The following is a 19,298-nucleotide window of genomic DNA, read 5'->3' as shown; positions in this document are numbered from 1 at the left end:
ACTTAAATCCCTTATTTTTCTTTATTTTTAATTTAAACTATTTTAATCTATTTTTACAAAATTTAATCATATGAATTTTTTTATTCGGATTTTTCAAATTTTAGATTCATAAGATAAGTTTTATATAATAAATTAAACTAATATTTTATTGAGTATTCATTATGGATTTTTTTATATGAAAACTATAGAAAAATTCAAAGAAAATCAAAAATATTAAATCAATTAGGAGTGGATTTGTCTGACAAAATATATTATAATTACTGGTGGAGTAGTAAGTTCCATTGGAAAAGGGATTACCTCTGCATCCATTGGTCGTATATTACGTTCTTACGGCTTGAAGGTTGCAGCGATTAAGATTGACCCATACTTAAACTGGGATTCTGGTACTTTAAACCCATACCAACATGGAGAAGTGTTTGTAACTTATGACGGTATGGAAACTGATCTTGACTTAGGTCACTATGAAAGGTTCTTGGACGTAGAGCTTCCAGGAATATCAAACATCACTACCGGAAAAGTCTATCAATCAGTTATCAGCAAAGAAAGAAAAGGTGATTTCCTCGGAGCTTGCGTTCAAATTATCCCACATATCACAAATGAAATCAAAGAGATGGTACGTGAAATCTCTGCTAAAGAGGACTATGATGTCGTTTTGGTAGAGCTTGGAGGTACTGTAGGGGATATTGAAAGCCAACCATTCCTTGAGGCATTAAGACAATTGAGAAACGAGGAAGGCTCTGAAAACGTTATGTTTGTACACGTAACATTCGTTCCTTACTTGGAAGCTGCCGGCGAATTCAAGACAAAACCAACCCAACACTCTTCAAAAGAACTTAGAAGCATGGGTATCAACCCTAATATGATCGTTTTAAGAAGTCAAAAGCCTATTGATGATGACTTGAAGAGAAAAATCGCTCACTTCTGTGATGTCGAATTTGATGCTGTTGTAAACACTCCTGATGCTCAAACAATCTATGAAGTTCCATTAGTGTTGGACAGGGAAAACGCTGGCCAGTACATTTCCAACAGGATTAATTTAGGAATTGATTTTGAAAATGACAAGAATACTCTACATGAATGGGCAGAAATTGTGGATTCCCTTAAGATTCAAGATCCAGTGGTTACCATTGGTATCGTAGGAAAATACGTTGAATTGGAAGACGCTTATATAAGTATCAGAGAATCCTTGCACCACGCAGCAGCGAAAATTGGCGCTAAAATGAAAATAGTATATCTTTCATCTGATGTGGATGTTGAAAATGAGGATGAATTGAATGCTTTCCATGAAGAGCTTTCAAAGCTTGATGGTATTCTCATTCCTGGAGGATTTGGAGACCGTGGTGTAGAAGGTAAGTTAAGTGCTGTTGACTATGCAATTGAAAATGAAGTTCCTATTTTCGGTATCTGCTTAGGTATGCAATGTATGGTAATTCAATTTGCAAGAAGAATCGGCATGGACGGTGCAAACAGCAGTGAATTCAAGGATGACCTCGAATACCCAGTTATTGACATGATGGAAGAGCAAAAGAAAATCAAGAACATGGGCGGAACCATGCGTTTAGGTGCTTATGACTGTAAATTGATTGACGGCACCAAAACCAAAGAGGCGTATGGTGAAGACTTGATTCAAGAAAGACATAGACACAGATATGAATACAACAACGAATATAGGGATGTATTAACTGAAAACGGTCTTGTCATTGCAGGAACCACTCCAGATGACTTCTTGGTTGAAATTGTGGAATTGCCTGACCATCCTTGGTTTATTGGATGTCAATTCCATCCAGAGTTCAAGTCAAGACCAAACAATGCACACCCATTGTTTGCTTCATTTGTAAAGGCATCTTTTGATAATAAGAAATAATATTTTTATTTCTTACTTTTTTTCATTTCTTTTTTTTAACTATTTTTATACATTTTAACTCTTTTTCATGATTTTACACAATTGTGATTTTGTGCAATTGTGCAATTAATATTTTTATTTTTTTCGCATTTCAAATCATTTTATATTGAATCAAGACCTATTTAATAATATATTCAATTAAAAAAATTATTAAAGGGGTAATATGAGCGAAATAAGTAAAAATAATAAAGAAATTGGAAAAACAATAGCTACAAAGGTTCCGATAAATATACATAATAAATTGATTAATCTAATAGAAAACGGCGATTACTTAAGCATTTCAGATTTTTTAAGGGAAGCAATACGAGAGCAGCTTAAGACATATAAGGTGGCCAATTTCAGGGAGATCAATTATTTTGATGCAAAAAAGGAAGTTCTAAGCTATTTTATAAGATATAATGATTGCTTTTTGGATGAGATAACTATTGATTTGGAGCTGGATTTTGAATTGGTTTTAAACATCCTCAATGATCTTATACAGGAAGGTAGAATTGTCAAGATTTCAAATGAGGAACTCTTGGAAAAAAGAGGAATTGACAATCCAGAATCATATCACTCAAAAAATAACAATAGTGTCTATAAGATTGAGGGAAAGCGATTGATTGTTGAATCAAGATCCAAGGATTACGAATTCATCAGCATAAGGCACAATATGGATTACAACTCAATTTTTAAAAATAATGGCGCTGTAGTTGAAAACGCTTCTGTAATCTTGTCTGAAGGATACTCGTTTATTAAATAGCATTTAATTTCTAAATTCTTATTTTTTTTTAAAATTTTTTAATTTTACATTTTGATTAAACTTTTTTAATCAATTTATAACTTCCAATATGATTTTATTTTTTCCATTTAACTTCAATTTACACTTTAAAATAAATTTAACAATTTATTTGTACTTATTTTATTATAAAAACTATTATACTTAAATATAATGAAAAAATAATATTCAATTGTCTTATAAAAGCAATTTAAATAAATTAAATTGCTTTTTAAGATTGGTAGTATAAATTGGAGGTTTCCTCTTGTATGCTTGTATTTTTATTGGGAATATTCTGGATTTATTTAATCATTCTTTTAGCAGTTCTCATCTTTTAATTAAATCATGTCAAGTACATATGTTCGTAATACTGTTAATTCTATTGATTGCTGATTATTATGATTTGAAATTTGGAATAATTCCTAATAAATTAAGCTTAATCCTATTTGTCTATGCTTTGCTCTTTAATTTAATGTTAAGCATATGCTTTAAAAATCCATTCATATTCATGTTTTCAATAGCTTTAACCTCTTTAATCACAGTTATTTCATTTTTCCTATGGCATATTGGATTTTGGGGAGGTGGAGACTTTAAGCTATTCATTGGATTGTCATTAGCATTATCCTTTTTGGACTTGAATCATATCAATCTGAATTATTTCTCAAATCTGAATCTTGCAATCCTTAATCAATTGATTTTATATCCTAAAGTGATTTCCATACTTCTAAATGGCATTTTAATGGCTTTGGCATTGATTTTTATATCAATAGTTTACAAGGCAATAATTGATAAAAAGCTAAAATCTTATACGAAGTTATCCATTTTAAATTTTAGCTTAGCATTAAATCAATTGACATCTAAAACTGTTTCCATCGAGAGTTTAGAAGAGGGTATGGTTTTGAATGAATATTACTTTAAAAATCAGATTGCATACGATAGGATAAATGATGAAAGAAATAAAAGCAATTCAAATATCAATTTAAATGCTATTAAAGATGATGATATCTATTATCTCTCTTCATTGAATGGGATGGGATTGACTAAAGAGGATATAAGATTAATAAATGCATTATATAAGATGGATCTAATCAGGAATCCGGAGTTTAAAATTAAAATTGAAATTCCATTCATGCCTTTCATTACACTCGGATATATTGCTTTTTTAATCTTTGGAGATTTCATATCCATTATTTCAGGATTTATAAAAATAATGCTTTAGTATGAAATAAGTTTTTTGCAGGTTAAACTTTTAAAGAATTTCAGGAAAGGATGAAAATATGATTATAGACAAAAAAGGCCAATTATCACTTGAATACGTTTTAAGTTCCATGATAGTGATCTTAATAATCAGCTTGATTTCTGTTCCAATTCTATTGACTGCAATGGATTATTCAAATGACATTATAGATTCAATCAACGCTAAAAGCGAATTGTCTAAAATAACTGATGCCATTGACTTTTGCTATGCATCTGGAAAGGGATCAAAAAGAATTGTATATGTTGATTTAAATCGAAATGTGTATATTAGACTTTATAATGATGGCAATAAAGGATTTGCATCAATTGATTTGAATCTATCAGATAATTCAAAAGAAATCACCAGCTCTTTTGATTATAATGGTTTTAATGAAAATATTCATTTATCAAAGGGCTTTAATAAAATTACAGTAATATGGGATGAGGATTCGAATATGATTGAAGTGAACAGATTAATTTAATTTCTCTAATTTTTTTCAAATTCTCTTTTTTAATTTTAAAAAATACTCTTTTCATAAAATATATAAATTAAGTTTTTTATATATAATAAGTAGAATAATAATTCTTAATTTTAAAATATTTATAATAAAATTGTTTAAAATCTTAAATAAATTTATTAATTTGCTTTTATTTTAGAAATTAGGACTTATTTCAATGTAATATTTGTTTATAAATTTATTTAACTAATTAAAAACTGAATTAAGATAAATTTATATGGAAAATCGTTAAAAGAGTTGATTATAATGGATTTAATTACTGGAATTATATATATTATCCTATTCCTTATAATTATGGTATTTGCCTTTTCCATGGGTATTCTATCCCCATATGTTGGTAGAAAGGAAATAGTGTCCATAGTTATAATCGGATTTGTTCTTGGCGCTATCGGAGGATACTTCTTCATTGACCCTATTTATGATGAAAGCCCATATATTATCGGTAATGTTCAAGGACTGTTTACATTGGATAGTGAAGTGATTAATCTAAACATTCCATCAACCTCAAACATTAGTGATGTAACCAATAAGATTAGCAATTTAAATGGAGTTAATTCAGTTTCCACAAACGGTTTTGAGCTGAAAACGGGTTTCATTAAGAACAGCACCAAGATTTATGTGGAAAATCATTTAAGGGCTGATCCTGAGATTGAGACCTTTAAGGTAACTAACAATTCCGTTTCAGTAGACTTAAAAAATCCTGCAAGTTCAACCACTACATTAGGATCTCTTGTAAATTGGCTAAGCAATAGGGCAGGAGTAGGCTCTGAATTCGCTTTTGTTCATATTCAAGTGAGTGTAAATGCAAATGATGTGGTAGACGTTAGGGATTATTTAAATGAAAGCAAGTATAATATAATCTCTATAGAAGGGCCTGTACAAAATACAATTCATTATTTTGAAGACCATTTGGCACCAACTTATGTTGTGATGTTTGTAACAGGACTTGTAGGAGTGGCTGTAGCTATTGCAGGAGTATTTGTTGAACCTTTAACCAAATTCACTAGAAGATTTAAAAAAGACCAAACCGAAAGAATTAGGAGTAGAAGAAGAAGGAGACGTTAATTAGTTTTATTTAAAGGGGGATAATATGGCTAAATTCTGTCCAGAATGTGGTTTTAAACAACACAATGACAATAATCGTTATTGTTCAAATTGCGGGTTTGACTTTTCTAAAGTGGAAAGCAATATCAAGTCAGAGGAATCTGACAATTCAAGTATAACTGTACCTATAACTTCTGATGATGAGGTAGTATCTAAGCCTGCAAAGTCCACCGATTCCAAAACTATTGGCTCCAGTTCTAGTGTTTCTTCTTCTGATTCCGGTGTTATAAGTTCTAGTTCTAGTGTTTCTTCTACTGGTTCAAGTGCTAAAAGTTCATCCACTTCAAGTGCAAAGACTACAAAAACTTATACATCCAAATCATCAAATAACGGTTTTTTATCTAATTTATCCTTCAATAAGTGCTTTTTAGCATTTGCAGTTCTAATGATAATATTAGTGATTCTAGGCATGATAGCCCAAACAGATAAAGAGCCTTACTCTGATGATGGATTGACATCATTTATGGAACGTTCAAGTAGTTATGGCTTATCTGATTTTATTGAAGATTCCAATAATTATTACGATGACTACGATTCAGATTATTTAAGTTATGGTGGACATGACGATTCATCATATTTTATTGACAATTGAAATTCAATTACTTTTTTTTATTACTTAATTCAATGGTGTAAATAATGAAATCTGCTGTTTTATTTTCAGGTGGAAAAGATAGTGTAATGGCTTTAAATTATGCTATAAACAATGGAGATGATGTAAAATATCTCCTTTCTATCAAGTCTCAAAATGATGAGTCCTACATGTTTCATGTTCCAAACATTCATTTGACTGACTTGCAGGCAGAAGCTATAGGCATTCCTATCATTGAAGTTAAAACTGCTGGTGTAAAGGAAGAGGAGCTTGAAGACTTAAAGGAAGGATTCAAGCAATTGAAAGACCTTGGAGTTGAAGCCATTTACACAGGTGCATTGTTTTCCACTTATCAAAAATCCAGAATTGAAAAATTGGCAGATGAGATTGGCATTGAAGCCATTTCACCATATTGGCATGCAGATCCAAAGGAATATATGGATTTGGTTATTGATTCTGGCTTTAAGGTCATAATCAGTGGCGTTTTTGCCTATGGGCTTGATGAATCATGGCTAGGCAGGCTCATTGATAAGGAGGCATTGGCAGAGCTTGAGAAAATCAGTGAAAAGACTTATCTTCATCTTGCTTTTGAAGGAGGAGAGGCTGAAACATTAGTTATTGATGGCCCTATATTTAAAAAAAGAATTGAAATATTGGATGCAGATATAGATTGGCATCATGATAGCGGCACATACAATATAACTGATGCCTGTGTGGTTGATAAGGAATAATTGCAAAATAATTGAAAAGCAAATTGTAGTTGATTGATATTGAATAATTGCAAATATTTATATTTAACAATGTTTATCTATGTGTATAGTTAATGGGGGTTATTGATATGGCAAAAGGTTTTAAAAAAAGCATTTTAACTATTTCACTTATTTTAATGATTCTTTTTTCAGCAGTGTTGATTATTGATTCCATTTCAGCTGAAGAAAATGTTCCAAATGGCTTTGAAACTTATTATATGAGAGGATATGGATTTAATGTTCCAAGTTCATACAAATTGGTTAATGAAGGATGGGATGAAGTTAACCATTTGAATTACATGAACTTCCAAAAGGGCAAGAATTTTGTAAACATAAGTTTGGAAATGCATTCATCAAGTTTCAATAAGAATGTAATGGATGGGTTCAGTTCATTCAAGCTGAATGATGAAAAGCTCTATAAAACTTCAATTTCAGGAATCACAGGATTTTACAATAAAAGAAATAAGATTAAAACATTTGTTTTTGCATCAGAAGACGATATGATCTATTTGCACATAAAAGGGCCAAGTGTCACAAATGTCGTATCATCAATTACTCAAAGGGATTATAAGCCTTATCACAGCAATGAATATGATTTCGATGATGATGCTTATTATGAATCAGACGCTTATGATGATTCCTTTGACGATTCCTTTGATGACGCATCATATTATAATTATAGATGGTAATGATTGATTCAATTCAATCATCACCTTTACTATTTTTAAAATACAATCTTATAATCTATTTTATTCTTTTCTTTTTTTAAAATACAATCTTATAATCTATTTTATTCTTTTCCCTTTTTAGAGAATCCATTTTAACAAGGTCAAAGATCAACTTATCTTCTGTCAACCTTTTCCACATTTTATAAATCTTTTTAAGGAAATCCTCATCCAAATCCATTTTTTCAGCTATGATTGGGCATTGGTATGTCATGTCATCCACATCATAGATCAAATGCAGATTGTTGTCCTTATCAAAATGTGGGCTAAGTGGGAAAGACCTGCATTGGATTGGCCTTAATCTTCTATTGCAGTGTGGCGGATTGGTGCATTTGATATAATAGACTTCCCCATCCCAAGAGTCCGGATATTCAATCTCATCAGTTGTTTCATAAAACATCTCAAACCAATCAGACTCGTTTTCAAGCATCTCCTCTTCACCAGGAAGCAAATACAATACCATTTCTTCAAGCACATCATTTCTTTCACCATTTTCAACAGTGCAGCAAATGGAATTGCATAATTCTCCACAATTGAAGTCTCCTAGTGGGGATGCATTATTGGTCAAATTATATATTTTTAAATAATCCTTTTTTCTTATTGAACATTTCATTTTTTTCACATTTTTTCTCTGATTAGATAATATTTATGTGTCTTTTTCTTAAAAACTTATTGATTAAATGTATAATTCGTCATTTCATTCTTTTCTTTAAAAAAACTTTTTTAAATCAATTCTTTCAATGAATCCATGCACCATAGACCTTACACAAATTCTCAATTTTTTAGAAAAAATAACTGTTTTCTTTATAAATCTTTCGATTATGTAAAAAATAGATTACATTTATATACTAGTTTAACAAAATAAGATTATGAATTTATAAGAGGTGATAAAATGCATAAAAGAATTCTAGCTATATGCGTTGCCATATTTTTGGCATTAGCTGTTATTCCAACTGGATTTGCAGACAATTCAGATCAAGTTGTAATAACCTATGGTGAAACTGCATATATGAATCAGCAATACAAATCAATTGTTGACAACTATTTTGCAGGAAAAACTAATGTGAACATAAATGATATAGATTCAAAAGTGATCACTGCTGGAGATGTAAACAAGATTTCCGGTGGTTTCTCAGGAAAGCAATACAATTCAAATCAAATATTTTCCTCTGCACTTCTTGACTTGAATCAAAATGGGGAAATTACTGTAGAGGTGGACAATTCAATTACCACTATCACTCCTGAAATGTACATGTCAGCACTTAAGTCTGCAGGTATTCAAGGAGGACATGTCTATGTAACAAGTCCAGTTAGCGCTACAGGTGAATCTGCTCTTGCAGGTATCATGGATTGTTATGAGGAAGCTACTGATGTGGAAATTCCTGAAAATGTAAAAGAGGCAGCAAATCAAGAGATTGCTACTCAAGCGGAAATCCTAAACAATTCAAATGTTAGTGCAGATGACTTAAATAAATTAGTGGATGATGTAAAGGAAAAGGTAAATGAGGAAGGCATTACAGATCATGCAACCATTGTAAACATTATCAATGATTACAGTACAACCTACAATATCAACATATCTGATAATGATATTGAAAACCTTGCATATACCATTGAACAAGTTCAATCCGTTCAGGATGATGCAAATGCCTACAAAGACCAAATCAGTGATTTTGTAGACAGTTCCTCTTCTGGCAATGGATTTTCCTTGGATGGATTGTTCAATAGCATATTAAGCATTTTTAATTTTAGTATTTAAAATAATTTAGTGGTCTAAATTCACTAAAATTATTTTTCTTTTTTTATTTTTTATTTTAAATTTTTTTTATTTTTTATTTAAATCACTATAATATTTTTAATTATTTTCTCTTTTTTGTTTTTAAATTTGCAGTTTTTATAGAAAATCTTAAAAAAATATCAAAAATTATTTATTGCTAATTTTATAAACCTATTATTAATTAATTCAGATAATCTAATAAATCCTGGATTTATTATTTTATTGAATTAAGGAGGAATTAAAATGAAATTTAATAGGATTGCAATTATAGCTATTTTGGCAATTTTAACTGTTGTTTTAGCAGGTTCTGCATCCGCATTTGATTTAGGTTTTTTAGGCGGCGGTGACAGCGAAGCTCAACAAATAACTGTAGGCGGTATTGACTTTAACATACCTGCTGGTTTTACTGAAAACGAAGATTACAAGATGGATAATGAAAAAAGCAACTCCACCACTGGAGTTGACTATACCATGTCTGCTGCTGGATATGAAGATGATTCAAAACAAAATGCAATTTATGTATTAGTGGGAGATTATGGAGATTATAATGTAACTAATGAAATAGTCGAATATGTTTTAGATGATATGGACTATGAAAAGAAAACCATTAATGGTCATGATGGTTATTTAGTTCAACAAAACACTACCGACAGTTCCGCTTTAATGGAAACTGAACAACCAGTGTACATGTTCGTTTATGAAGAAAATGGTGATCTTGTATTCATTGGTGCAACTGATGAATCCTATTTCGGTGATGTTATAATCGAATAGTTTAATTTACCTTTTCTTTTTTTCATTTTATTTTTTTACTTATTCTTTCTTATTTTTGCTATTTTTACTTTTTTGCTTATTTTTACTTACTTATTTTTAATTTTCTTTTCTTTTTTATGATATTTCAATAATTTTTATAAAACTTTATAATGTATTATCGATATATAATTACTTAATTGGGTTATATATCCATTCTTAATTCAATCTTAATTCTTTAGAAAAAATTGAATTGAAAATACAATTAATTAAAATAAAATAATGTTTAATATTTTTAATAGTTATCATTTTAAAATGCATTTTAAGTAATCATACAATCTTTTATTTTAATTGTCTGTGAGATGTTACAATGAAGAGGTTTATTGCTATAGATGGGCTTGATGGTTCTGGTAAAGATACGCAAGCTAGACTCATTAAAGAGAAATATGAAAAGGAAGGAACTGTCGTCATTCGTTCTCATCCAACATCAGACAACTTTTTTGGCCGTAATTCCAAGGCAGCTCTCGAAAGAGGTGGAAAACTCAATAAAATAATAGCTACCTTATGTTATGGGGCAGATGCAATAAGATCTGTAATCAAGTATTATGGAAAGGCAGATACTGTTATCTTTGTAAGGTATACCTTGGCTGTTTCATACTTGAACAAGGCAATTTCAGTACCTGTATACAAGCTTGTATGCTTTGCGTTGCCTGTTTCTGAATATTTCTTCTATCTGGATGTTTCTCCTGAAAAATTAGTGGAACGTGTTCAAAAGAGAAACGAAAAAGAGGAAATGTTTGAGAATTATGAAGCTTTTGTAAAGGTTAGGCAAATGGCTGAGCCAGTTTTATACAATTGGCATGTAATTCCTGCAGATGGTTCTCCAGAGGAAATATTTGAAAGAATAGAGACTATTTTAGATGATTTGGATTCAAAGCTATTGAATGAACCTAAAAAATTAGAAAAAAGAAAAAATAGTTTAATTAAATAGTCAAAATAGTTAAAAAAAGTTTTTAAAAAAGTTAATAAAAATTTATAAAAAAATGAATAAAATGGATTTAATCCATTTCTTTTTCTACAAATTCAGCAACTTTTTCTTTAAACTCTTCAAGAGAGCATTCATTTTCAATCAAGTAATCGGTAGTGGACACTACATCTCCTATTCCGAAACCTAATTCTCTGTTCTCTCTTACCATGAATTCATCAAAATCAGTTGTGTCGTCTTCTCTTCCTCTTAAAGAGATTCTTTCAAATCTGGTACGAGGGCTTGCATAAATTGAAACAGAGATAAAGTTTTCAAAGTTTTCCTTAAAGAGCTCAATTTCATAAGGGCTTCTGATTCCATCCACTAAAATGGTTTTTATGTCCCCTTCTTTTTCTAAAAGTTCTTTAATTTTTTCAACAGTTAACTCAGCAACAATGTATTGTCCAAATTCCTCTCTTAAGGTTCTGGCAGTTGTACCTGTATCTTCTCCTCTTTCTGCGGCTTTTTCTCTAATGATGTCTCCCATGCTAACTACAAGTGCACCTTTTTCCTTTGCAGTGTCGAAGAAAATGCTTTTTCCAGATCCTTGCAATCCAGTTACTCCTATTACTTTCATTATAATCCCATTTAATTATTATTTTTTTTGATTTGTTGTAAAAATTTGTTATAAGAAAAATATATTTATATTTTTAATTATTATTAAATTTATCTTAGATTTATCTAAATTTAGAAATAAATTAGAATATATTAATAAGACTAAATTAAAATAAAAATATTATTTTAATTTAATCTCTGCCAATGAATCTTTAAGATTTTGTTCATTGGAGAAATTATTCACGATATTTTCTAAAAATTCCTTGTCATCTGCTTTTCCGGATTCCTTAAATTCATTTGCAATTTGAGTCATCAATGGAACTGCCCTGACAATATTGTCTACAATGCTTATTGTGGACATTTTAGCTGTTCTTGAGAGTGGATTCAAGTCAATGCATATGATCTTTTTGCCGTTTTGAACCAATACTTCTGCCCTGTCCCCATCTTCAAGAGGAACAAGCATAACGTCTGCGATGTAACTTCCTTCCTTGCTTGCAGTAGCTCTTGGGCTATTCAAATTGTTTATATACAATAGCTCATCATCATTTGTTCCGAGAATGTCTTCCCACCCTCTTTCCTTGAACATTTTTGTAATTATTTCCACACGTTCAGGAGTTCTATAAAACAGATTTATTTCAATTTTTGAATCTGTTACCTTTGCAAGCTCGATGATTTCATCAATAGCTAATGCAGTTGTATTCCCATTCACTGACAATACAGGGTTTTCAGCAAGCAATATTGTTGCAACAGCCGCTTCACATGCCTTTTTAGCGGTTTCAGTGGTTTTCTCTCCAATCAAGTAATCAAAAGTTTCACCTCTACCATGGGCAATCATACCTGAATCCGCCAAATATCCTTCCTTAAATGCATTTTTAACTTTATCTCTTAATAATAATGATTTATAACGTGGATGAGTTTTAGGTATCATATTTAATATTTTAGTTAAATTGATTAATAAAATTATAGTGTATAAAAAGAGTTTAAGCATCTTATAAAAAAATGTTTTATAAAAATATTATAAAATATTGTTGTATTCTATTTATATGATAAGTAATAAACTATAATTAATTGTTAATTATTTGATAATTTATTTAATTTAATTAAAATTTTTAAAAATTCTTAACAAAATCCTATGGAGAAATATTTATGGATGAAAGAGTTGAAAATCCAGAACTTAAGGAAATTATGAAAACCAGACCTGAAGAAATGACTGAAGATCAATTGGAAGCTTTTGTAGATGCATTTATGGAAGCTACCTTTATCATTCCAGCTGAATTGAATTCAGATGTTGAAGCTCTAGAAGGAAAAACCGATGAGGAAATAGCTTTAGATGAAGAGATTGACCTTGAAATCATGAAACTTGAAGATGAGGATGGAAATGTTCTCTTCCCAATTTACACTGATGATGATGAACTTGAAAAATTAGCTGAAGAAGAGGATTTTGACATTTTTGGTTTAGTTATTTCAGCTGAAGACCTTGCTATGCTACTCTCTGATATTGAGGATGATGATTTTGATGGTGTTGTAATCAATCCATTCCATGAAAATGCTGTAGAGCTTCCTTTAGAAGCTATTATTGAACTTTATGACTTTGAGGAATGTGATGACCCTGATTGTGATGACCCAAGTCATAATCACTAATAAAACATTAAAGAAATGTTATTTAGCAGATTTAGAAGAAAAAACAATGATCTAATGGTTAAGAAACCATCTGAAGAAGCATTAAAAGCCCATAATGATGCTGAAGTCATCATTAAGGAGAATAATATAGACAGATTCCTTTTAAACATGTTTATGGATAAGAAAGGAATCAATAAGTTCTATACCACTCCAGAGCTTGTAAACGAGTTCTTGAATTCAGATTGGTTCTTAAACCTTGAATTAAAGTGCCTTCTTCAAATTAATGATGAATCAAAAAGAGTTCGCACTAATGCTTATTTAACTAAAAAAGAGATTATATTTAAAGAAAAAGCGGATATTGTCATTCATTTTAACAATATCCTTGATTCTAAAATAGATGGAAAAAAAGTAGATGTAATCTGTGATGATGTCTCTTATAAAGTCATGTTTAGCAATAAGAACTTGGCAAGACTTTTCTTTGAGTATATATCTAGTCATTCTTAGTCATTATTTTCATGATTGAAATAAATATAAACATTAAATTTAGTCATTATTTTCATTATGGAAATAGTCATAAACATTAGTTGCTGCTTTTTCACTCATTCCATTAACTTCTTTTATCTCATCTATGCTTGCATTTTTAATGGCTTCTAAATCTCCAAAATGTCTTAAGAGCTCTATTTTTCTTTTTTTGCCTATGCCAACAATATTGTCCAACGGTGATTCCTCAATCTTTTTGGACCTTAATTTCCTATGATATGTAACTGCAAACCTATGAGATTCATCCCTAACTTGCTGGAGCAAATGAAGTGCTTCATTGTCCTGAGGAATTCTTATTGGAAAACTGCTGTTTGGAATATAAATTTCTTCAAATTCCTTTGCAAGACCGATTATAGGTATATGTGTAAGATTATATTCTTTCAATACATCAACAGCCATGCCTAATTGTCCTCTTCCACCATCGATTACGATAAGATTTGGCTCTTCCCCTAATTTTAATGGAACGATTCTTTCAGTTTCTGCCTCGTTCTTTTTCAGGTGTTCTTCATTGATTCTTATCTTTTCGTAATGTTCCTTAAGTGGCTTCAATCTTCTCTCAAGAAGTTCCTGCATCATAGCAAAATCGTTAGGGCCAGGAGTGTTCATCTTGAATTTCTTATATTGCTTCTTATTTGGCTTTCCATCCAAGAATGAAACCTTGGATCCGACAGCCAGTTTTCCTGAAATGTTTGAAATGTCGTATCCTTCAATAACTCTTGGAAGCTTTTCAAGCTTGAGATACTTCTTAAGCTCAATCATGGAGTTTTCCATCTTTTGCTTTTGGTTTTTGATGATGTCTGCATTTTTGCTTGCCATTCTTACCAATCTGAGCTTATTCCCCTTTTGAGGAACTTTTATAGACACCTTATTTCCCCTTAAGTCACTTAGCCATTCTTCAATAAGCTTCTCATCAGGTATCTCCTCTTCAATTAAAATCTCTTTAGGGATGTGCCTGTTAATTCCATAGAATTGCTTGATGAATGCTGAAATTACCTCATCTGAGGTCGTATGCTGGGAACCGTCCATTAGGAAATCGTCTTTTCCGATGATTTTCCCGTTTCTGATATTCATAACCACTACAACTGCATTTTGAGTGGTGTATGAAATGGCTATGATGTCTTGGTCAAGCTCATTGTTCAATTCAACGAATTGCTTGTTCATCACTTCCTCAATTGAACTGATTTGGTCCCTTATGACCGCTGCCTTTTCAAATTCCTGATTTTGAGCAGCTTCCTTCATCTCAGATTCAAGGTCCTTTATGATCTTATTGTACTTTCCTTGGAAGAAAAGGTCAATCTTTTTGATATGCTCATGATATTCCTCTTTGGAGATGCTTCCATTGCATGGAGCGTAACATAAGTCGATCTGGCTATTCAAGCATGGTCCATCCATTCTTTTGCAGGTTCTTATTCTAAATAGTTGCTTTAGGAATTTAACGGTTTGCCTAACAGCAGTGACGTCTGTAAAAGGGCCATAGTATGATCCTTTTTTGCCTATATCCCTTGTAATGACTATTTTAGGGAAATCCTCATCTGTTATCTTTACATAAGGGTACCTTTTGTCATCCTTTAGGTTGATATTGTATCTTGGCTTATGTTTTTTTATAAGATTAGCTTCTAGAATAAGTGCCTCTTTTTCCGTATTTGTTACAATGTATTCGAGGCTATTGAAATGACTCATCAATACTTGAGTCTTTGGTCTATCAAGGTTTTTTTGAAAATAGGATCTCACTCTGCTTCTAAGTGATTTTGACTTTCCTACATAGATGATTTCCTCATTCTTGTCCTTCATTATGTATATTCCAGGCTTGCGAGGAAGTTCATCAGGTGAGTTTACTTTAGTTGACATTTTAAAACCTTGATAATTATTTGTTTTTATTTAATTTCTGTTCTTACTTTAATTTATTTACTAATAATATTTTTAATTATTCTTAACTTATAATGATTTTTATTTTTTATAAAGCTTTTTGTTTCATAATTTTGTAAAAAATTTTTATAAGTTAAAGAACATAATATAATTACAAATATTTTAGGGGGAATTGAAATTACAAAATCAGCATTCAATAGTATAGAAAAAGTTTTATTTGTATTGATTGCATTCGTTCCAATTATAAATGGATTGGGATTTGCCTATATTGGAGCAAAAAAATTCAACAATAATTGGATAAAGGAAGGTTTAATTTATGAAATGCCATGGTTTTTGATGTTCTTATTCTTATATGTGGATGGCATCGCTACTTTTTTTGCAGGTCTCGGCCTATTGATGATGCTTGTATGTATAATCAGAACATTCTGGGTATTATTCAAGGGAGATGAACTCCTTGTTATTGATGGTGAAAACTCCATTGGGAGAAAAACATCAAGTTCATATTGGGTAATCTTTTCATTTATAATGTTTTTAAATGGGATAGGATTGATCATTGTAGGATTGAATAGAAATAGGCAAAGATGGGCTTTGGAAGGAGCTTTCTTTGAGTTGCTATGGGTATTGGTTTTCATATTTGCCGGTTTAGTTAATTTCCTCGGTGAATTTACAATCTCATTAGCAATGATAGGATGGATCTTATCAATTATCATAACATTTGTGGTGTACTTTGAGGAAAAAAGAATGGATAATGGTTTTATTTCACCACCTGAACCTGCTGTATCTGTTCAGCAATCTGAACCAATCGTGGAACCGGTTACAAGCAGTCCTGAAATCATTCCTGAATTCGAGGGTTACAATGTTCAAATAAATGATTTGAAAAACACTTTCGACCACAAAGAGGAAAACATCACTGGCATGATAAATAAAAGATTTGAAAGTCAGGGATTGACTCATAACCGTTTCATATCAGTAATAGACAGTTGCCATAAGATATTCTATCATAATGCAGATTCCGCTACAAGCATTATTGAAATGGCTCCAGAATACAGTGAAAGGTTGGATGAAACCGTTAAAGGTAAAATAAGCGTTATGGAATCAATCAATAATGAGATGAACAATCTTATAGAGGAACTCATTATCCATGATGGCGACAATGAGAAATCTGAAGAGGACCTAAAGGAACCCTTTGCAAATATGGATAATCTGATCAGTTCTGTAAAGGATTACAAATAATAAATCCTTTACTTTCTTTTTTTTTTTAAAAATAGCATTTTTTAATTTTTTAAATTTTCATTTAAATTTTTTATCTCTTCTTTCAATTCCTTATTTATCTCTTTCAATTCATTTAATTCATTTTTAAGTGACTCTACATCACGATCTATTCTATCAACTTTAGTGTGAACCTCATTGAGATTTTTCTTGTTAAAGCTTAAGTCATCCTTTAGAAGTTCAATATTTGTATCGTTTTCTGTAATGTTGAAGTCTTCATTCATCAAAACTCTTCTTGCAAAATATGAAGCCATAGCTCCTGTAACTGTACTGAATATCAATACTCCAACAATCAAGGTAATGAGTCCAATTATCTTTCCAGCACCGGATTGAGGCAATATGTCACCGTAACCGACTGTTGTGATTGTTGAAAGAACAAACCATAAACTGTCAAATAAGCTGTTTATGTTTGGATCAAAGAGATATAATCCAAGTGTGGAACCAAGTACAACAAGTAGTGTTATGCCGAATATCTCATCCAAATGAGTCTTTTTAAGGAAAAAGTCAATTGTTTCAAAAAACTGTGAAAAGAGAGCGATTACCTTAATGAATTTCAAAACCTTGAAGACTCTTAAAAGAGAACCATTCAAGACAAATGGCAACATGATCAAATCAAATGGAATTGCAGCTATCAGTTCTGTCCAGTTTTTGATTAGGAAATGCTTCTTGTCATCGCTATCGGATAATCTTGTAAAGAAGTCAATAAATAGAATTATACATAAAATTGTATCAAAGACAACTATGCTGTAATATAGGTTCTCCCCTACATCTGAAATCAATGTTAGTGTAATCAAGATTAAATCTAATACAATCAATATTGATAAAAAGTAATTAAACTTGCTGTTTTGATAAAAGCTCATGATTTGCCTCTGATATTTTATGCTTATTCGAAAAGATTTAAAAAAATTTTTATTCTTAATTAAAATTATTGTTTTATTTGTTATAAATCTATTTAAAATTTTTAAATATTATTCAAATTCAATAAATTTTACATTATTTTTTTTAAAAATTTCAAAAAAAGTATACATTTTTGAAAAATAAATACAAAACCTTATATACTAAAAATATTAAAGTAACTTTAGGATATGAAAATATCCTAACAAATACATTAGAAACTAATAGAAACTGAATTAATTAAATATTTAATTAAAAAAAATCAATTTTGAAAGAAATTTGTAGGTGGGGGTTATGACACGTACTATTTTTCAAAAGATTACAAGCTCTTTATGGGTATTGATATCCTTTATTCCATTCTTTAATGGTTTAGGATTTGTTTATATTGGAAACAAATATGCAAATGCTCAATGGTTTGCAGAGGGAATACTTTATGAATTGCCTCTTATTTTGGGATTGTTGACTTTGCCAAATCTTACTGTATCAACTCCAATGTTCATATTTGGTACTTTAGCATCAATGGTTTCCATTGTCAGAAGCTTTATGGTAGATTATACCCTTCAAAAGGACTTGGATCAATCCAATATTGTTGAAACAAGCTTGGATGAAAAGATTGATGGCATCATCAATTCCTTATGGGTCTTAATTTCATTCATTCCATTATTCAATGGTCTTGGTTTGGTCTATAAAGGTAAAACTGCACCAAATAAAACCTGGTATCTAGAAGGAATTCTATATGAGATTCCTTGGATAATTGGAATTTTAGGTATAGGCTTTTCACAGGTCAGATTTGTTGCATTTGAAGCTGCAGTTCTTTTCTACTTCGTATCCATATTCAGATCCATAATGGTTGCCACTGAACCTGAGCCATTATATAAATATAGGAAAGCAATCGCTGAAGAGATTAAATCGAATATCAAATCAAATGATGTAAAAGAAGTTAAAATTGAAGAAGAAACAATCAGTGAAAATAGCGAAGGAGTAATTTCAGCATTTAAATTCTATGAGAAACAGTTCAATGAATTGGAAAAAATTTATCCTCAAAAAGAGAAAAATGCAATGGAGTTAATCGAAAAGAGATTTGCTCCTCCTCAATTGACTTACTCAAGATTCAAGAGAGTTGTTGATGATTCTCATGAAACATTGTACAGCCAATTGAATGCAGGATATAATCTTCTTGAATTAAGTACTGAATACAGCTCTAAAGTGGAGGACGAGCTTAAGAATAAGCTTATTGTCTTAAATTCTATTATAAAAGGTTTAGATAAATTGTCTGAAGAATTGGTTCTCAACATTTCTCAAGTTGATACTGAATTTGATGATGAAATAGACCATTTGTTTGATGAATTTAAAAGGGCAACTCGTTCTGTAAGTGCTTATGAATAAATTAATTGATTTTTAATTAATTTATTCTAAATATTTTTT

General features: G+C 30.7%; 20 protein-coding genes. 15 read left to right on the top strand and 5 right to left on the bottom strand.

Features of this window, described 5'->3' with window-relative positions; translation table 11 throughout:
* Positions 1-238 precede the first annotated feature (238 nt).
* The 8 genes from pyrG (at position 239) to ACJMLB_RS05300 (ending at position 7,545) form a co-directional block, all read left to right on the top strand.
* On the top strand, positions 239-1,864 hold the full coding sequence (pyrG, locus tag ACJMLB_RS05335) for a glutamine hydrolyzing CTP synthase (protein WP_405324544.1): 1,626 nt from the start codon (positions 239-241) through the stop codon (positions 1,862-1,864).
* A gap of 202 nt (positions 1,865-2,066) precedes the next feature.
* Positions 2,067-2,645, top strand: a complete 579-nt coding sequence (locus ACJMLB_RS05330) for a ribbon-helix-helix domain-containing protein (RefSeq protein WP_405324295.1) — start codon at positions 2,067-2,069, stop codon at positions 2,643-2,645.
* Between the two features lie 373 nt (positions 2,646-3,018).
* The gene (locus tag ACJMLB_RS05325) at positions 3,019-3,879 is read left to right on the top strand and encodes a prepilin peptidase (RefSeq protein WP_405324293.1); all 861 of its coding nucleotides are present in this window, start codon (positions 3,019-3,021) and stop codon (positions 3,877-3,879) included.
* Between the two features lie 58 nt (positions 3,880-3,937).
* On the top strand, positions 3,938-4,378 hold the full coding sequence (locus ACJMLB_RS05320; RefSeq protein WP_405324291.1) for a hypothetical protein: 441 nt from the start codon (positions 3,938-3,940) through the stop codon (positions 4,376-4,378).
* Positions 4,379-4,660: 282 nt separating this feature from the next.
* Positions 4,661-5,479, top strand: coding sequence for a hypothetical protein (locus ACJMLB_RS05315; protein ID WP_405324289.1), 819 nt, complete (start codon positions 4,661-4,663; stop codon positions 5,477-5,479).
* A gap of 25 nt (positions 5,480-5,504) precedes the next feature.
* Positions 5,505-6,110, top strand: a complete 606-nt coding sequence (locus tag ACJMLB_RS05310) for a hypothetical protein (RefSeq protein ID WP_405324287.1) — start codon at positions 5,505-5,507, stop codon at positions 6,108-6,110.
* A gap of 44 nt (positions 6,111-6,154) precedes the next feature.
* Positions 6,155-6,838, top strand: coding sequence for a TIGR00289 family protein (locus ACJMLB_RS05305; RefSeq protein ID WP_405324286.1), 684 nt, complete (start codon positions 6,155-6,157; stop codon positions 6,836-6,838).
* 107 nt (positions 6,839-6,945) lie between these two features.
* On the top strand, positions 6,946-7,545 hold the full coding sequence (locus ACJMLB_RS05300; protein WP_405324284.1) for a hypothetical protein: 600 nt from the start codon (positions 6,946-6,948) through the stop codon (positions 7,543-7,545).
* Between the two features lie 76 nt (positions 7,546-7,621).
* Here the strand turns inward: ACJMLB_RS05300 and ACJMLB_RS05295 are convergent, their stop codons facing one another.
* Positions 7,622-8,194 (bottom strand): hypothetical protein, encoded by a 573-nt coding sequence (locus ACJMLB_RS05295; protein WP_405324282.1) that lies wholly within the window; start codon positions 8,192-8,194, stop codon positions 7,622-7,624.
* Positions 8,195-8,473: 279 nt separating this feature from the next.
* Between ACJMLB_RS05295 and ACJMLB_RS05290 the strand changes: the two genes are divergently transcribed.
* The 3 genes from ACJMLB_RS05290 (at position 8,474) to ACJMLB_RS05280 (ending at position 11,096) form a co-directional block, all read left to right on the top strand.
* Positions 8,474-9,340 (top strand): DUF1002 domain-containing protein, encoded by an 867-nt coding sequence (locus ACJMLB_RS05290; protein WP_405324280.1) that lies wholly within the window; start codon positions 8,474-8,476, stop codon positions 9,338-9,340.
* Between the two features lie 261 nt (positions 9,341-9,601).
* Positions 9,602-10,129, top strand: coding sequence for a hypothetical protein (locus ACJMLB_RS05285; protein WP_405324279.1), 528 nt, complete (start codon positions 9,602-9,604; stop codon positions 10,127-10,129).
* 346 nt (positions 10,130-10,475) lie between these two features.
* Entirely contained in the window at positions 10,476-11,096 is a 621-nt protein-coding gene (locus tag ACJMLB_RS05280; RefSeq protein WP_405324277.1) for a thymidylate kinase, read from the top strand.
* Positions 11,097-11,163: 67 nt separating this feature from the next.
* Here ACJMLB_RS05280 and ACJMLB_RS05275 read toward each other — a convergent pair whose 3' ends face one another.
* Both ACJMLB_RS05275 and ACJMLB_RS05270 read right to left on the bottom strand, forming a co-directional pair.
* Positions 11,164-11,706: an AAA family ATPase gene (locus tag ACJMLB_RS05275; RefSeq protein WP_295605306.1), complete on the bottom strand. Its 543-nt coding sequence runs from the start codon at positions 11,704-11,706 to the stop codon at positions 11,164-11,166.
* A 159-nt stretch (positions 11,707-11,865) separates the two neighbouring features.
* Positions 11,866-12,612: a 4-phosphopantoate--beta-alanine ligase gene (locus ACJMLB_RS05270; RefSeq protein WP_405324275.1), complete on the bottom strand. Its 747-nt coding sequence runs from the start codon at positions 12,610-12,612 to the stop codon at positions 11,866-11,868.
* 218 nt (positions 12,613-12,830) lie between these two features.
* On the opposite strand from ACJMLB_RS05270, the gene ACJMLB_RS05265 reads away from it, so the two are divergent.
* Positions 12,831-13,325 carry an SseB family protein gene (locus ACJMLB_RS05265; protein WP_405324273.1) on the top strand — a complete coding sequence of 165 codons (495 nt, stop codon included), beginning with the start codon at positions 12,831-12,833 and terminating at the stop codon, positions 13,323-13,325.
* Positions 13,326-13,379: 54 nt separating this feature from the next.
* Complete coding sequence (locus tag ACJMLB_RS05260) at positions 13,380-13,808, top strand: hypothetical protein (protein WP_405324271.1); 429 nt, start codon at positions 13,380-13,382, stop codon at positions 13,806-13,808.
* A 39-nt stretch (positions 13,809-13,847) separates the two neighbouring features.
* Here the strand turns inward: ACJMLB_RS05260 and uvrC are convergent, their stop codons facing one another.
* Entirely contained in the window at positions 13,848-15,692 is a 1,845-nt protein-coding gene (gene uvrC / locus ACJMLB_RS05255; RefSeq protein WP_405324269.1) for an excinuclease ABC subunit UvrC, read from the bottom strand.
* 240 nt (positions 15,693-15,932) lie between these two features.
* On the opposite strand from uvrC, the gene ACJMLB_RS05250 reads away from it, so the two are divergent.
* A complete protein-coding gene (locus ACJMLB_RS05250) occupies positions 15,933-16,943 on the top strand; it encodes a hypothetical protein (protein ID WP_405324267.1) in 1,011 nt (336 codons plus the stop codon).
* 41 nt (positions 16,944-16,984) lie between these two features.
* On the opposite strand, the gene ACJMLB_RS05245 is transcribed toward ACJMLB_RS05250, so the two are convergent.
* Positions 16,985-17,839, bottom strand: a complete 855-nt coding sequence (locus ACJMLB_RS05245; RefSeq protein ID WP_405324265.1) for an ion channel — start codon at positions 17,837-17,839, stop codon at positions 16,985-16,987.
* Between the two features lie 328 nt (positions 17,840-18,167).
* Between ACJMLB_RS05245 and ACJMLB_RS05240 the strand changes: the two genes are divergently transcribed.
* Positions 18,168-19,259 (top strand): hypothetical protein, encoded by a 1,092-nt coding sequence (locus ACJMLB_RS05240; protein WP_405324263.1) that lies wholly within the window; start codon positions 18,168-18,170, stop codon positions 19,257-19,259.
* Positions 19,260-19,298: the final 39 nt, after the last annotated feature.

It is taken from the genome of Methanobrevibacter sp. (assembly GCF_045114555.1).
Lineage (GTDB): Archaea > Methanobacteriota > Methanobacteria > Methanobacteriales > Methanobacteriaceae > Methanobrevibacter.
Note: the sequence above shows the minus strand (reverse complement) of the source record. Positions and strands in the feature narration are given on the sequence as shown.